Raw genomic sequence first — 14,969 nt, forward strand, 5'->3', positions numbered from 1 at the left:
GCAAAGGGATCAGACGTGTGACGTCTCGAGTCAGGCATCCAGTGACGGCAGCGGCGCCTTGAACCAGGTCTCGGAGAGCGTATTGAGCGTGCCATCCTCGATTCCCTGGGCGATCAGCTCATTCACGCGCGCCTTGAGCGCCGGCGTGTCATGACGCATGCCCACATAGCAGGGAGAATTCTTGAGCGGCAGCACGCTGACCGGCACGCGGGCAGGATTGCGTTCGGCGATGGCGGCGGTGACGAGATTGCCGGTGGCGATCATCTCGACCTGGCCCGACAGGAAGGCCGACAAGGTCGTGTTGTTGTCTTCGAAGCGCTTCACGGTGGTCGATTCCGGTGCCACCTTGCTGAGCTCCATGTCTTCCACCGAGCCACGTGTCACGCCGATGGTCTTCTTGCTCAGTCCTTGCGCGGAGTCCACCTCACTGCCCTTCTCGCCGAACACGCCCAGGAAGAACGGCGCATAGGCATCGGAAAAATCGATCGCCTTCTCACGCTCGGGATTCTTGCCCAGGCTCGAGATCACCAGATCGACCTTGCGGGTCTGTAAGTAAGGGATGCGATTGGCCGAGGTGACCGGCACCAGCTCAAGCTTCACATCCATCTCGTCTGCCAGATAGCGCGCCATGTCGATATCGTAGCCACGCGGCTTGAGGTCCGGGCCGACCGAGCCGAAGGGCGGGAAGTCCTGGGGCACCGCCACTTTCAACACCCCGCTATCTTTGATGTCACTCAGTGCATCCGCGTGTGCGCTCAGGGCGGTGGACGCCAACGTGCCCCACAGGGCCAGCAATATTCCCTTGCGGACCCAGTTGCCAAGACGCTGCTTGTTGCCTGTCCGTGTGGCGCGCTGCTGGGCCTTGCTCTCGTGACGCTTGCTCATCGGTCGACTCCGGTATCCGTCAATGCCAGGCGCTGATACGAGAACGACTCGTCATGCGCCTGGTGCCTTGCGGCAGTGGATTGTTGTTGGTTGTTGTTGAGTGTCCCGCCGTGCTTCTTGCCGAGTGTCTCGCCGAGTCAGATCCAGTGACTCCCTGCCCCATTCGTCTTCAGAACCTGACCAATGAAACAAGTGATTCCCTTATCAATCTTTGCAACAGGTGTGCCAAAGCTTTCGCTACAAGCTCAATAAGCTGATCGAGTTGCAGGCAGCGCAGAGTCACCTGCGGCTCACACGCCTGAGCAGGGGCTTGATAAGGCGCCTCAGCACGCGCCCGAAAGCAAAACAGCGAGCAGCAACGAGAAGAAGCGATACACGTCTGCGGGAGACGAAATCGTGGATGACGACCTCACCGGGCGGCGAGATCAGGGCGCCGACACCAGCGATATGGCAGCAGATGGTGCAGTCAGGCAGGCATATGCGCCCTGCGGGTGCGCAGAGCGCGGCGAGTCGAATCGGGCCGCCACACAGATCAGAAGCAAGGCTGGCGGCCCACAGGGAGATAGATAGAGAGGAAGGAAAGGCAGGAGCACTTCAAGCTGGACGATCAGCCGTCGCCCAGTTCCTCCAGCGCATCGAAGGTATCGGTCACGCGGCGAATCTGGCTGCGCCCGCCGACGAGGTCGTCATGCAACAGGCGCGTGGCCAGCAGATTGATCTGGCTCATGGCTGCGGCGTAGCTGTCGAAGGCGCTGACGCTGTCCAACGGGCAGCGCAGGACATGCTCGATACCGGCGGGGATGCTGCTCAGGCTGTCATCGCAGACCAGCAGCACCGTGCAGGGTGCCTGACCCAGCCATTCAAGCAATCGTGCCAGCCCCTGCGGTCGCCGGCGCATGGCGAATACCACCACGGCATCATCGGCGCCCAGGTGTGCGACCTCCTCGCCGAGCGATTGGCCGGGTTGCGGCAACACCGCCACCTGCGCGCGCAACTGCAGCAACTGCTGGCGCAGGTGCAGCGCCAGTGGATAGGCATTGCGGAAGCCGATGATCTGCAGCCGCTCGGCCTTGGCCAGAGCGCTGCTCAAGGCCTCCATATCGAGCATGTCCAGCGCCGCCAGCGCCTGACGCAGGTTGCGACACTCCTGCTCATAGTGACGCTGGTGATGGTCTGCCGTCGGCGCTGCCGCTACCGGAACGCCGGATTGACGCAGACTGCGCGCCTGATCCCGCGCCTCACGGAAGTCCTGATAGCCAAGACGGCGGAACAGGCGGCTGACCGTCGCCTTGGAGACGTCGGTCAGACGTGACAGTTCCGCGGCGTTGTATAGCGCCAGTTCATCCTGGTGCGCGAGCAGAAAGCGCGCGATGCGCTGCTCATTCGGGGTGAGCTCCTCAAGCGAACGGGTCAGACGCTGATGCAGACTCAGGCTCCTGGTGCCCTGCCTTGCGGCATGGCGAGCGGGGCTGGTAGCAAGATTGACGGTGGCATCGGCTTCGGGGGCAGGCGCTTCCCCATCCGGGTGCACTGCCCGGGATTCACCGGACACGTCATCCTCGGGGGGCGCGCTGTGATCTATGGGCGCTCGTGGCATGAAGACACACTCCTGAAAAGATTCTGCGTGAGCGCAGAGCAACGATTGCATCAACGATTGCATCAAGACAGTGCAAAGCCTGGGCCAGGTGCTGACTGACAGTGCATAGACGAAAGGCGTAACCCTCGCGATGAGCGCTTTTTCCTCATCCTGAACGCCTCTGACGCTCTCAAGCGCTTCACGACGCCAACCATCCTCACAGCACCACAGACACAAGCGACTGTTTTTACTGTTCATCACATCAAATCGGCACGCAAGCCGCTTGATCAAGACTAGCCAGCCGACAGGTCATACGCCGCGCAGTAACGCCAACGACCCTTGCCGGACTGCAATATTCCCGATAAAGCGCTCGCGATGCGCAAGGAGCATTCTCATGGCCACCTCAACGATGACTGCCCTCCTCGATACCTGCCGAGCCATGACAGCCAAGGTCACGACACAGACATTCACCCTCTTGCCGCGCTCTGGCAGCGCCACTCAGGATGTCGCCAATGCCCAGTCCGCTCAATTGCTGGGCGTGATGGCGATGGGCTACGAGGCACCGCCGCTGAGCCTGAAGGCAACGGCGGCCCCCACGACGCCTTCACCGGCCCATGACACGCGCAGCCAGGCTGACATTGCCGCCTCGGCCGTGGCGGCCCAGACCTCAGCCGAGACATCCACTCCGACTTCGACCTCGACAGCATCGCCCATCGCGCAGCAGAAAGCCGTCTTCAACCCTGACATCAATCACAAGGCTCACGCTGACTGGGAGGCGATGCACCGTCACCACACCCTGCTGCGTCAGAGCATGACGCGTCGAGGAATGCTGGCATGAGCGTCTATACCATCGGCATGGAATGCGGCATGCACATACCGCTGGAGAACAGCATCGCCCTCGCCCCGGCGCCTCGCATCAAGCTGGAACTGACCGCCGGCCAGCACGCTGGCGAGTACCTGAGCATGATGTCAGGAGGCATCCAGCCGCTGACGGATAGCGACGATGCATTGCTGAAAAGCCTGGAGGCGCAGCTGCCGCGCCGCAGCCTGATCTGGACGGCGCGCGGGATCACCGAAGTCGGGCGTGGCTGGCGTTGGCAGTCATCGCCCGGCCATCCCCAGGCGCCCTGGCTGGACGCCGTGCATCACAGCTGGCCGAGTCATGCGCCGCGCTGGCTGCGCAAGGCGCCGGTGGTGGTAGTCACCGCCGATGCGCTGCCGCTGGCCAACCGCACCCGCCACCAACGTGACCTCGCCCGGCTGTGGGCCAGTGCCGATGCCGCGCTGATCTACCTGGCCGACGATGCCCGCGATGGCTGGCAGATGCATCAACACTGTGACCTCTCTCAATTGGAGAAAGCCGAGTTGTCGGGGGCCAAGCAGGAGGAAGAAGCCGTGCTGGATCGCGATCTTGGCATGCCCTTGGAGATGGCAAGCTGACCCCCTGATGGCCCTTTCCTTCGCTTTTCCAGAATGACGCAAGAACGAGCGACGCAAGAACGACTCTAGACTCAAGAACCAGAAAGCCCGCCCCCGATTCCGGGGCGGGCTTTTTGCTGTGCGGCGAGGCTGTGAGAACAGACAACAAACAACAGGCGACTGACAGAGCGCTGAACCCGCCGGCTCAAGCGCTTACGCCACTCATGCCGCTCAAGCGCTCATTCCGCTCATGACTGTCGCGGGCACAGACCATCACATAGCGTGCTGGCCACGAAATCCGCCAGCTGCTCCCAGTCTTCATCGCTCTGCGGCGCTCCTCCCAGCTGATCGATCTGGGCGGCGAAATCCGCGTAATGCTGAGTGGTGGACCAGATGAGGTAGATCACCCACATCGGCTCCGCCTCACGCAGCTTGCCCGCGGCCATCCAGGCCTTCATGACATCGCAGCGCGCCTGCACCCAGTCGCGCAGGTCGCCACTGAGATAATCGCGCAGGAAAGGCGCCCCGCTGATCACCTCCGCCGCGAACAGACGCGAGGCCTGCGGTGCCTGGCGTGCCAGCTTGAGCTTGACGCGCACCAGCGCTTCCAGCACCTCACGCGGCTCATCATCGGGCGAGATATCCTCGAGCGAGGCATTCCAGCGCGTCAGGGTCTGCTCCAGCAGATGAACGTAGAGCTTCTCCTTGGAGCCGAAGTAATAGAGCAGATTGGCCTTGGGCAACTCGGCCACTTCCGCAATCTGCTTCAAGGTGCTGCCGCGATAACCGTGACAGGCGAATACACATTCGGCGGCCTCGAGAATGCGGCTCTCGGCTTGCTCACGCGGAGAGCTGGCGGGCGGCACGCTCAATTCCGCGCTACGGGTACGACGGACTTCAGCGTAAAGGGAAGAAGGAGAATCCGCGGGCATCGGCATCACTCATCAGGTCAGAAAAAAGCATTCGAGTCTCTTGGCGACAGCCCCCTGTCTATCTCACTCGCCTGTCAGCGGCGATGTGCGCAAGCAGGAGGCTCTGGTCAAGCGACTATCACGTGGCGTTGGAACAGCAGTGAAAACAGCCCGTTGAGACACCGGCGAACAAAATACCACAACATGCACTGACCATTTGGTCAGATTCTTGCAGGAATCACAATACGACCTGTTACATTGATAGAGACAACAGCCTGCAGACCGACGCTCGCCGCCATGGCAGACCCAGCCCGCTGGCAAGACAGCCCAGCCCGCCGGCAGCGTAGAACAGAGGACTTGAGCGTTGGAACCACGCTGTACGCAACAAGGCACCACAATGACAATACGACCTGACAGGATGCCCGCATGATCGACTTCACCTTGAACGGGCGCGCGTGCCGACTGCCCTCACCTGCACCTGGAACGAGCGTACTCGAAGTGCTGCGCACCTCACTTGGGCAAGACGGCACCAAGGAAGGCTGTGCCTCCGGCGACTGCGGCGCCTGCACCATTGCCTTGCAGGGGCCGGGCCACAATGTGAGCACCGCCAACGCCTGCCTGATGCCCGCCCACCAGCTGGCCGGCTGTGACTTGATCACCGTCGAGGGGTTGGCGGATGCCAGCCAGGCGTCTTCGCTCTCGGCGGTGCAGCAGGCATTGGTCAGCACCCATGCCAGCCAGTGTGGCTTCTGCACCCCGGGCATCGCCATGAGCCTTGCGGTGCTGCATGCCCGTCATCAGCGCCAGATCGATCAGGGCGAAGTGATCGATGCCAGACAGCGCGACACCATGATCGACCATGCACTGGGCGGCAATCTGTGTCGTTGCACCGGCTATCGCCCGATCCGCGAGGCCGCTCACCGCCTGCTGCAAGGCGAATTCGGGCCAGCCAGCCTGCAGGACGCTGGCGCGAGCACAGCGGAAGCGCACGACACCGCCCCTGATGACGAGCGAGACACCGGGCGTTTCTATCGGCCGGTCACCTTGCAGGCCCTGCTGGCACTGCGCGCCGAGCGCCCGGACGCCGCGCTGATCGCCGGCGGCACGGACCTGATGCTGGAACACACCCAGCGCCTGCGCGACTTCCCGGCCTTGATCGACACCACCCAGGTCGCGGCGCTTGGCAAGATAGAGGAAGGCGAGCACGCCGGTCAGGCAGGCTGGTGGATCGGGGCAGCGGTCAGCTATCACCAGCTGATGCCGCTGCTGCGGGAACATTACCCGGATGGCGCGGAGCTGCTCACGCGACTGGGCAGCGAGCAGATCCGCCATCGTGGCACCCTGGGCGGCAATATCGGCAATGCCTCGCCCATCGGTGACATGCCGCCGCTGCTGATCGCGCTGGACGCCTATATCCAGCTGATGAGCCAGGACAATGAGCGCATCCTGAAGCTCGAGGACTACTTCCTCGACTACAAGCGTACCCAGCTGATGCCGGACGAGATCATCCACTCCGTCTTCCTGCCGCGCCCGCTGCCCAACCAGCGACTGGCGGTGCACAAGCTGTCCAAGCGGCGTGACGATGACATCTCCACCCTGCTCGGTGTCTTCGCCTGGCGGCGGGATGCCAGCGGGCGCGCGCAACACTGGCGGGTGGCCTTCGGCGGCATGGCCGGGGTTCCGGCCCGCGCCCCGCACCTTGAAGCACTATTGACACTGCAAGCGCTGGAGTCCCTCACTCCCGCCAGGCTGACGGCGCAGACTCGCCAGCAGATCGAACAGGCGGTGCAGGCCGATTTCTCACCGCTCAGTGACGTGCGCGGTTCACGCGAGTATCGCCTGCTGGCCGCCAGCCATCTGATTCCCCGCGTGGCCCAGCGCATCCTGAATGAGCGCCAGCCCACGACCTCCCTCACGCCACTGGAGAGCCTCGATGCGTACCTTGCACAGTCTTGAGTCCGACGCCAGCGCCGCGCCGGCCGCCCCCGTTCTCCAGTCACGTCAGCATGAAAGCGCCCAGCGCCATGTCAGCGGCTCGGCGCGTTATGTGGATGACCTGCCACTGCCCACCGGCACGCTGCATCTGGCCATCGGCATGAGTGAGGTCGCGCACGCCACTCTGGATGCGCTGGATCTCGAAGCGGTACGCCGTGCCCCCGGCGTGGTCTGCGTGCTCAGCGCCGCCGACATCCCCGGTCACAGCGATGTGGGGCCGGTCTTCCCCGGCGACCCGCTGCTGGTCAGTGACATCATCAGCCATCATGGTCAGGCGCTGTTCGTGGTCGCCGCCGACAGCGAGCGCGCGGCACGTCAGGCCGCGCGACTGGCCAAGGTCGCCACGACACCTCTGCCGGTGTGCCTGGACCCGCGCGAGGCGGCCAGCCGCGGTGATCTGGTGCGTCCGACCCACACCCAGGCGCGGCTTGCCAATGGTCGCGCCGGCGATCTCGACAGCATCAGCACCAAACTTGCCAAAGCCGCCTGGCAATTGAGCGGTGAGCTGGAAAGCGGCGGCCAGGAACACTTCTATCTGGAGAGCCAGGCCGCGCTTGCCTTGCCGGGTGAGGATGACGAGATGCTGGTGCACAGCTCCTCCCAGCACCCCAGCGAAGTCCAGAAGCTGATTGCCGAGGTGCTCGGCGTGCCCTTCCACGCCATCACGGTGGAGACACGCCGCATGGGGGGCGGCTTCGGCGGCAAGGAAACCCAGGCCGCGCCGGTGGCCTGTCTGGCCGCGATGATCGCCCGGCGTACGGGCCGCGCGGCACGCCTGCGACTGGCACGCGCAGATGACATGCGCCTGACCGGCAAGCGCCACCCTTTCCACCATCGCTATGAATTCGGCGTCGATGACAGTGGGCGCATCGAGTCCGCCATCATCGAGCTGACCGGCGACTGCGGCCACTCGCCGGATCTGTCGGATGCCATCGTCGATCGCGCCATGTTCCATGCCGACAACGCCTATTACCTGGGCAATGCCCACGTGCGCGGCATTCGCGCACGCACCAATGTGGCGTCCAATACCGCCTTCCGCGGTTTTGGCGGCCCCCAGGGCATGTTGGCGGTCGAGGCCGCGATGGAGGATATCGCCCGGCGTCTGGGGCGTGACCCGCTGGAGATCCGCAAGCGCAATCTCTACTGCGAGGGCCGTGAGACCACGCATTATGGCCAACACGTCAATCAGCACCCGCTGCTGGCGACCCTGATCGATCAGCTCGAGGACAGCGGCCGCTACTGGGCGCGCCGCGCCGAGATACGCGCCTTCAATGCCGCCAATCCGGTGGTCAGGAAGGGGCTGGCGCTGACACCGGTCAAGTTCGGCATCTCCTTCACCGCCAAGCACCTCAATCAGGCAGGCGCCCTGGTGCATGTCTACACCGATGGCAGCGTGCAGGTGAATCACGGCGGCACCGAGATGGGCCAGGGCCTGCACACCAAGATCACCCAGGTCGCGGCCCGTGAACTGGGGCTGAGCGTGGACAAGGTACGCATCACCGCCACCCGCACCGACAAGGTGCCCAACACCTCGCCGACGGCGGCAAGCTCCGGGGCGGACCTCAACGGCATGGCGACGCGTGATGCCTGCCTGCGCCTCAAGATGCGCCTGCTCGACTTCGCCGCCGAGCATCTCGCCCAGCCACGCGTCAGCCTGAGTCTCACGGCTGGCGAGCTACATGGCCCGAGTGGTGTGCTGATGACCTGGGGCGAGCTGATCCAGGCGGCATATCTGGAACGCATCTCACTGTCCGAGAAGGGCTTCTATGCCACCCCGGATATCCATTACGATCGCGCCAGCGGTACCGGCCACCCCTTCTACTACTACGCCTTCGGCGCGGCGCTGTGCGAAGTGGTCGTTGATACGCTGAGTGGTGAATACCGTCTGGAAAGCGCCGAGATCCTGCATGATGTCGGTGATTCGCTCAATCCGGCCATCGACATCGGTCAGATCGAGGGCGGCTTCGTGCAGGGCATGGGCTGGCTGACGACGGAGGAGCTCAAGTGGAACGAGGACGGCCGGCTGCTCACCGATGGCCCGGCGACCTACAAGATTCCGGCGATCAGTGACGTGCCGGCCGGCGCGCTCAAGGTACGCCTGCTGGAGGGACATCCCAACTCGGCCGCCAGCATCTACCGCTCCAAGGCGGTCGGCGAGCCGCCCTTCATGCTCGCCATCAGCGTGTGGGCGGCGCTGCGCGATGCGCTGGCCTCGCTGACCGACTATCGCCGCGCGGTGCGCCTGGATACCCCAGCCACGCCGGAGCGCGTGATGCTGGCGGCGCGCGAACAGCGTGACTGGCAGGAGCAGCACGACACTGCTGGCGCAGAGCCAACGCAGGTGCCGTCATGAGTGCCCGCTGGTATCAGGCGCTCGCCGAGGCCCAGGCAGCATTGACGGCGCATGCACTGGCCACCGTGGTGACGGTGGCGGGTTCTGCTCCGCGTGGTGCCGGCAGCAAGATGCTGATCACCCCCGATACGCTGCACGACAGCCTCGGCGGCGGTCGGCTGGAGCAGCTGGTGGTGGAGCGCGCCCGCGAGAGGCTGGCCCGGGGACAGTCAGGCTGCCTGCTCGAGGAGATCGCGCTCGGCCAGCATGCCCAGCAATGCTGCGGCGGCCATGTGCAGGTGCTGATCGAGCTTTACCCGGCGCTTGCGCCACGGCTGGCCCTGTTCGGCGCCGGCCATGTCGGGCAGGCGATCGCCACGCTGCTGGCACCGCTGGGCTGGCAGATCGACTGGCGGGACTCACGCCCCGAGCAGCTCACGGCCGCCACGACCCCCGCGGGTTGTGAGGGCCGTGTAGCGTGTCAGGCGTTCAATATCCTGACTGACCTGCCGACCGCGAAGGCCGCGCCCGCCAGTGAGTCACTACCCGTGCTGGCGGGCAGCCATGTGCTGGTATTGACCCATGACCATGTCGAGGACCAGGCGCTGATCGCCGCGCTCGCACCACGAGATGACCTGGCCTCGCTGGGGCTGATCGGCTCCAGCAGCAAGTGGGCGCGCTTTCGCCAGCGCCTGCGCGGCGATCTCGCGGAGCATCAGATCGCCCGCGTTCGTTGCCCGATCGGCGTGCCCGGCATTCCCGGCAAACGCCCTGAGGAGATCGCGATTGGCGTCGTCGCGGAACTGCTGCAGATCGAGGCGCGGCGCAGTGACGAAGCGGCCGTGAACTCGCCCGACAAGGTCACCGGACATGGCACGTCAATTCAAGGTACGTCACTGGACAGCCATGGGCTGACGCGTCAGGGTGCCCGCCAGCTGCGCGCCCATTTTGCCCCTGACGCGATGCACCAGACAGAAACGACACAGAAGGCCGAATGATGACTGACCAAGACACGTCGCACACTGCGGCCTGCCACCTGGATGAGCAGCGCCTGACGGCAGCCCTGCGCGCGGCCGCCAAGGACGCTTCCTGCGTCAGCCTGCTGCGTGGAGCACTGCTGCATTTCGTCGCCGACCCTGCAGACGCCATGCTGAGTGAGGCGGCCTCGAGCGATGGCAGCGACAAGGGAGGCACACGAGCCTCTGACATGGCGGCGACCCTGGCGCGCGCCGTCGAACACTACACCGATGCGCTGCTGGTGATGCATGTAGGCCATGTGGTCGCCGTGGGGGATCATCGCTCGCTTGCCCGGCATGAGGCCGTGGGCGAGCTGATGCGCCTGTGTCCGCCGCGCAACGTCGAAGGCCTGATGATGCCGGGCTTCATCGATACCCATGTGCACTTCCCGCAGCTGGATATCATCGCAAGCTACGGCCACTGCCTGATTGACTGGCTGAACACCTACACCTTCCCCGCCGAGCAGCGCTTCGCCGACCCCGCACATGCCGCCGAGGTCGCCGATGCCTTCCTCGATGCGCTGCTGTGTCATGGCTCGACCAGCGCCCAGGTGTTCGCCACCTCACATGCCAGCAGTGCCGATGCCCTGTTCCGGGCTGCCCGGGCGCGCGACATGCGCGTACACGCCGGGCGCGTGATGATGGACCGCAATGCCCCGCCCGAGTTACTGGACTCCGGGGTCGCCGCGCTCAAGGACGACGAGCGCCTGATCGCCGACTGGCACGGGCGTGACCGCCTCGGCTATGTGCTGACGCCGCGCTTCGCGCCGAGCTCCACGCCCGAGCAGCTGAAGGCTGCCGGCCAACTGCTCAAGAGCCAGCCGGATCTGCACCTGCAGACCCACCTGGCCGAGAATCTCGATGAGGTGAAGTGGGTCGCCGAGCTGTTCCCCGACGCTCGGGATTATCTGGCGGTCTATGAGGATGTCGGCCTGAGCCATGAGCGCACCACCTTCGCCCACGGTATCCACCTGGACGATGGCATGCGTCAGCGCATCGCGGATCAGGGTGCCAGCATCGCCTTCTGCCCGACCTCCAACCTGTTTCTCGGCAGCGGACTCTTCGATCGCGCCAGTGCCCGCGCCATGGGCATGAACATCAGCATCGCCACCGATGTCGGCGGTGGCTCCAGCCTGTGTCAGCTGGAGAGCCTCAAGGCCGCCTATCAGGTCGGCCAGCTTCACGGCGCGGTCGCCCATGATGTGGCAGGGCTCGCGTCACGCGCCAATCAACCGCTGACACCCTGGCAGGGCTTCTATCAACTGACGCTGGGCAATGCGCGCGCCATGCGCCTGCAAGACAAGGTCGGCAAGCTGCGTCCGGGCATGGAAGCCGATGTCATCGTGCTCGACCCCGCCGCCACGCCCTTGCTGGCACGGCGCACTCGCTGGGGTCAGTCCAGCCAGGTGTCGCTGCAGGAGGTGCTGTTCGCGCTGATGATGCTGGGCGACGACCGCGTGATACGCGAAGTCCATGTGGCGGGCCAGTGCCGCAAGCTGCACGGCCTGATGCTGAGTGCTTCTTCTGAGACGCCATCCAGAGAGCCTGCCGCAGCATTAATGCCATGAAAGCATCACAGCGATGACAAGTAATTGACATATGGCACCAATTCTCGGGATTGGTGCCATTTTTTCATCTTAAAGATGCGCGCAACGCGGATACTCAACGCTGAATCCACTCGCTATGATGGCGACATCTTCTTCCAAAAGGTCATGGACGCTCAGCGACTGGCCTGCCACTACGAGGACCATCATCATGACTCCCACCGCCATCATGCAACGTCGTTATTCCACCAAGGCCTTCGATCCGGCACGCAAGATCAGCGCCGCCGACTGGCAGGAACTGGAAAACGTGATGCGCCTGAGCGCCTCCAGCGTCAATTCCCAGCCGTGGCACTTCCTGGTGCTGGAATCCGACGATGCCAAGCAGCGCTTCGCGCGCGCCGGTACCGATGACAAGTACGCCTTCAACTCGCCGAAGATCACCAATGCGTCTCACGTCGTACTGTTCTGCACTCGCTCCACCCTGGACGACGACTACCTGAACCACCTGCTGGACACCGAAGCGTCTGATGGCCGCTTCAAGAAGGATGACGAATTCAGCGCGATGATGGACGGCGCGCGTCGTCTGTTCATCGACCTGCACCGTCATGACCTCAAGGACCTGCAGCACTGGATGGACAAGCAGGTTTACCTCAACTACGGCAGCCTGCTGTATGCGGCCTCCAGCCTGAACATCGATGCGGTGCCGCTGGAAGGCATCGACCCGGTGGCGCTGGATGCAGAATTCGGCCTGCGCGAGAAAGGCTTCAACGCCCTGGTCGCCGTGAGCCTGGGTTACCGCGCCGCTGACGACTTCAATGCCGAGCTGCCCAAGTCCCGTCTGCCGGCAGACGAGATCTTCACTCGCCTGTAAGGCTCGCTCTCAAGGCCGTGCTCTCAAGCGGATTCTGAAGATCTGTTCACAGCAGCTGCCCGCAAGACATCGACGTGTCCGCCTTGCGGGCCAACGGCGGGCACGGGGGCAAGTCGCCGCCCGTGCCCGCCGCATTGCATCCCGATGGCGGACATGCCACCTTTTCGAGGCAGGCCAGCGCAGTGCATTCTCGGCGGCGATGTCCGGCTTGCGTGCCTGATTCGTTTCGCCCATCTGTTACGTACACTTCTTACGCCCACGACAGGATTCATGCCATGTCCATCAAGCTTATCGCGACACTGACCTTCCCCGCCGACCAGCAGGACAAGGCACGCGATGCTCTCGCCGAACTGGTCGAGAAGAGCCAGTCCGACAAGGGCTGCCTGCAGTACGAATTCTTCGCGATCGACAAGAACGTCGCGGAAGGTGAGCCGGTACCGGAAGGCGACTTCGTGGTACTGGAAGAATGGTGGGATGAAGACGCCATCGAAGCCCACGTGGCCACCGAGCACTTCCAGGGCTTTTTGAGCACCTTCGGCGAAGGCGAGATCAGCCTCAATATCCAGCGCCTGCTGACGCCCTGAGCCGCTGAGCCGCTGAGCCGCTGAGCCGCTGGGCGTACTTTCGCTCAGACAAGGTGCCGCGAGAGCAAAGACAGATCCCCGCCGGGCATCACGCCCGGCGGGGATCTTGCGTTTGTGGCACACGGGCCTGGCCTGCTCATCCGCTGGCCTGGCCGCGGGACACGCAACAAGTGATGGAAAAATCGATACGAGCACTGAACTTGGTTCACATCTTGCTTATAATTGGCTGCCCGCGCTGAACACTCCAGTGCCCGACACCATTTCCGCCATTGCATCGCGAGCAGAACAAGGAGCGTCACATGAGCCAATCCTCTTCCGATTCCAAGGGGATCGACGAACCACTGCTCGGCCTCGAAAGCTGCCCGTCGGTCCCCATCTCGGCCCTCGCCGGCGCCCAGCATCTGCTGGCCAGTCTGGCCGGTATCATTGCACCGACATTGATCATCACCAGCGCGCTGGGCCTCGATGCCTACACCGCCAGCCTGCTGTCGATGGCACTGGTGGTCTCCGGTGTCGCCACCTGGATCCAGTCCCAGCGCATCGGCCCGTTCGGCTCAGGGCTGTTGAGCATCCAGGGCACCAGTTTCAGCTTCGTGTCCGCGCTGATCACCGCCGGATTGATCGCTCGTTCGCAGAATGCCAGTGACGAACAGGTACTGGCGGTGTTGTTCGGCACCTGCCTGGCCGGCAGCCTGATCGAGATGGCGCTGGGCACGGTGCTGCCGTGGCTCAAGCGGGTCATCACGCCCGTGGTCACCGGCGTGGTGGTGATGCTGATCGGCCTGAGCCTGATCCAGGTGGGCATGACGGATATCGGCGGCGGCTTCGGCGCCGAGGACTTCGGTGCGCCCGCCAACTTGGCACTGGCCGGTTGTGTGCTGATCACCGTGCTGGCCTGTCAGGTCTCGCGTCATCCGTGGCTGAGAATCGCCTCCATCTTCATCGGCATGGCCGTCGGCTGCATCATCGCCGCCATCGGTGGCCTCTATGATGCACCGCAGCTGGCCGATGCCGCCCTGCTGGCCCTGCCGCATCCGGCGACCCTGAATACCGGCTTCGATTTCTCGCTGGCCGCCTTCCTGCCGGTGGCTTTCATCTTCATGATCACGGCCATCGAGACGGTCGGTGACCTCACCGGCAGCGCACGCGCCTCGGGTCTGGCCGTGGATGATGAGCGGCACCAGAAGCGTCTGCGCGGCGGCGTGCTGGGCGATGGCCTGAATTCCGCGCTCGGCGCGCTGGCCGGCACCTTCCCCAACACCACCTTCAGCCAGAACACCGGCGTGATCCAGCTGACCGGCATCGCCAGCCGCCATGTGGGCCGCTACGTGGCCGGCTTCCTGCTGCTGCTGGGCCTGTCGCCCTTCATCGCCACCCTGCTGACCCAGATGCCGCGCCCGGTGCTCGGTGCCACCACCACGCTGATGTTCGCGCTGATCGCGGTGTCCGGCATCCGCATCCTGATGGCACAGCCCATCGGGCGCCGCGAGATGATGATCATCGCGCTGGCCCTGGGGCTGGGGCTTGGCGTCGGCATGGTGCCGGATGTGCTGAACGCCATTCCGGGCGCCTTCGCCGATGCGCTGCGCTCGCCGATCACCATGGGCGGCCTGACCGCCATCATCGCCGAGCTGCTGCTGCCGAAGATGGAAGACGCCGAGGTGTTCAACCCCAGAGCGAATGAGCGTGAGTCCACCGACAGCATCAGCGCGGACCAGGAACACGCCTGACCCGCAGGCGCAGCGATGAGACATGAAAGAACCGGCGCATCATTGGCCGGTTTTTTCATGTCGGACTCCCTCTTCATGCCAGTCGCTGACGCTCGCAAGCGGCGCC

General features: G+C 64.2%; 12 protein-coding genes. 9 read left to right on the forward strand and 3 right to left on the reverse strand.

The genetic code is table 11. The annotated features are described in order from the left end of the window. Positions 1 to 30: 30 nt before the first annotated feature. Both MSG32_RS05755 and MSG32_RS05760 read right to left on the reverse strand, forming a co-directional pair. Positions 31 to 885, reverse strand: coding sequence for a transporter substrate-binding domain-containing protein (locus MSG32_RS05755; RefSeq protein ID WP_248378516.1), 855 nt, complete (start codon positions 883 to 885; stop codon positions 31 to 33). Between the two features lie 607 nt (positions 886 to 1,492). Continuing rightward, the gene (locus tag MSG32_RS05760; protein WP_248378518.1) at positions 1,493 to 2,482 is read right to left on the reverse strand and encodes a MurR/RpiR family transcriptional regulator; all 990 of its coding nucleotides are present in this window, start codon (positions 2,480 to 2,482) and stop codon (positions 1,493 to 1,495) included. Between the two features lie 373 nt (positions 2,483 to 2,855). Here MSG32_RS05760 and MSG32_RS05765 point away from each other — a divergent pair, with 373 nt between their 5' ends. Together MSG32_RS05765 and MSG32_RS05770 are read left to right on the forward strand one after the other, a co-directional pair. Beyond that, positions 2,856 to 3,299: a hypothetical protein gene (locus tag MSG32_RS05765; RefSeq protein ID WP_248378520.1), complete on the forward strand. Its 444-nt coding sequence runs from the start codon at positions 2,856 to 2,858 to the stop codon at positions 3,297 to 3,299. Next, positions 3,296 to 3,901 (forward strand): hypothetical protein, encoded by a 606-nt coding sequence (locus MSG32_RS05770; protein ID WP_248378522.1) that lies wholly within the window; start codon positions 3,296 to 3,298, stop codon positions 3,899 to 3,901. The genes MSG32_RS05765 and MSG32_RS05770 overlap by 4 nt, the downstream gene beginning before the upstream one ends. A 227-nt stretch (positions 3,902 to 4,128) precedes the next feature. Here MSG32_RS05770 and MSG32_RS05775 read toward each other — a convergent pair whose 3' ends face one another. Further along, on the reverse strand, positions 4,129 to 4,812 hold the full coding sequence (locus tag MSG32_RS05775; protein ID WP_054556074.1) for a TetR family transcriptional regulator C-terminal domain-containing protein: 684 nt from the start codon (positions 4,810 to 4,812) through the stop codon (positions 4,129 to 4,131). A 405-nt stretch (positions 4,813 to 5,217) separates the two neighbouring features. Between MSG32_RS05775 and MSG32_RS05780 the strand changes: the two genes are divergently transcribed. The 7 genes from MSG32_RS05780 (at position 5,218) to MSG32_RS05810 (ending at position 14,863) form a co-directional block, all read left to right on the forward strand. Next, positions 5,218 to 6,747, forward strand: coding sequence for an FAD binding domain-containing protein (locus MSG32_RS05780; RefSeq protein WP_282460303.1), 1,530 nt, complete (start codon positions 5,218 to 5,220; stop codon positions 6,745 to 6,747). Further along, on the forward strand, positions 6,725 to 9,139 hold the full coding sequence (gene xdhB / locus MSG32_RS05785) for a xanthine dehydrogenase molybdopterin binding subunit (RefSeq protein ID WP_248378526.1): 2,415 nt from the start codon (positions 6,725 to 6,727) through the stop codon (positions 9,137 to 9,139). Before MSG32_RS05780 ends, xdhB begins: the two co-directional genes overlap by 23 nt. Then, entirely contained in the window at positions 9,136 to 10,116 is a 981-nt protein-coding gene (gene xdhC, locus MSG32_RS05790) for a xanthine dehydrogenase accessory protein XdhC (protein ID WP_248378528.1), read from the forward strand. Before xdhB ends, xdhC begins: the two co-directional genes overlap by 4 nt. Further along, entirely contained in the window at positions 10,116 to 11,702 is a 1,587-nt protein-coding gene (gene guaD / locus MSG32_RS05795) for a guanine deaminase (protein ID WP_248378530.1), read from the forward strand. Before xdhC ends, guaD begins: the two co-directional genes overlap by 1 nt. A 187-nt stretch (positions 11,703 to 11,889) precedes the next feature. After that, on the forward strand, positions 11,890 to 12,549 hold the full coding sequence (locus tag MSG32_RS05800; protein WP_043333519.1) for an oxygen-insensitive NAD(P)H-dependent nitroreductase NfsB: 660 nt from the start codon (positions 11,890 to 11,892) through the stop codon (positions 12,547 to 12,549). Between the two features lie 275 nt (positions 12,550 to 12,824). Further along, on the forward strand, positions 12,825 to 13,133 hold the full coding sequence (locus tag MSG32_RS05805; RefSeq protein ID WP_052384416.1) for a putative quinol monooxygenase: 309 nt from the start codon (positions 12,825 to 12,827) through the stop codon (positions 13,131 to 13,133). 299 nt (positions 13,134 to 13,432) lie between these two features. Then, positions 13,433 to 14,863 (forward strand): solute carrier family 23 protein, encoded by a 1,431-nt coding sequence (locus MSG32_RS05810; protein WP_248378532.1) that lies wholly within the window; start codon positions 13,433 to 13,435, stop codon positions 14,861 to 14,863. Positions 14,864 to 14,969: the final 106 nt, after the last annotated feature.

Source organism: Cobetia sp. 1CM21F (assembly GCF_023161745.1).
GTDB lineage: Bacteria > Pseudomonadota > Gammaproteobacteria > Pseudomonadales > Halomonadaceae > Cobetia > Cobetia amphilecti.

Bases quoted from the DNA above. Each gene is read 5' to 3' on its own strand.
- MSG32_RS05755 (WP_248378516.1), bottom strand. From the start codon at position 885: ATGAGCAAGCGTCACGAGAGCAAGGCCCAGCAGCGCGCCACACGGACA.
- MSG32_RS05775 (WP_054556074.1), bottom strand. From the start codon at position 4,812: ATGCCCGCGGATTCTCCTTCTTCCCTTTACGCTGAAGTCCGTCGTACC.
- MSG32_RS05770 (WP_248378522.1), top strand. From the start codon at position 3,296: ATGAGCGTCTATACCATCGGCATGGAATGCGGCATGCACATACCGCTG.
- guaD (WP_248378530.1), top strand. From the start codon at position 10,116: ATGACTGACCAAGACACGTCGCACACTGCGGCCTGCCACCTGGATGAG.
- MSG32_RS05765 (WP_248378520.1), top strand. From the start codon at position 2,856: ATGGCCACCTCAACGATGACTGCCCTCCTCGATACCTGCCGAGCCATG.
- xdhB (WP_248378526.1), top strand. From the start codon at position 6,725: ATGCGTACCTTGCACAGTCTTGAGTCCGACGCCAGCGCCGCGCCGGCC.
- MSG32_RS05760 (WP_248378518.1), bottom strand. From the start codon at position 2,482: ATGCCACGAGCGCCCATAGATCACAGCGCGCCCCCCGAGGATGACGTG.
- MSG32_RS05805 (WP_052384416.1), top strand. From the start codon at position 12,825: ATGTCCATCAAGCTTATCGCGACACTGACCTTCCCCGCCGACCAGCAG.
- xdhC (WP_248378528.1), top strand. From the start codon at position 9,136: ATGAGTGCCCGCTGGTATCAGGCGCTCGCCGAGGCCCAGGCAGCATTG.
- MSG32_RS05800 (WP_043333519.1), top strand. From the start codon at position 11,890: ATGACTCCCACCGCCATCATGCAACGTCGTTATTCCACCAAGGCCTTC.
- MSG32_RS05810 (WP_248378532.1), top strand. From the start codon at position 13,433: ATGAGCCAATCCTCTTCCGATTCCAAGGGGATCGACGAACCACTGCTC.
- MSG32_RS05780 (WP_282460303.1), top strand. From the start codon at position 5,218: ATGATCGACTTCACCTTGAACGGGCGCGCGTGCCGACTGCCCTCACCT.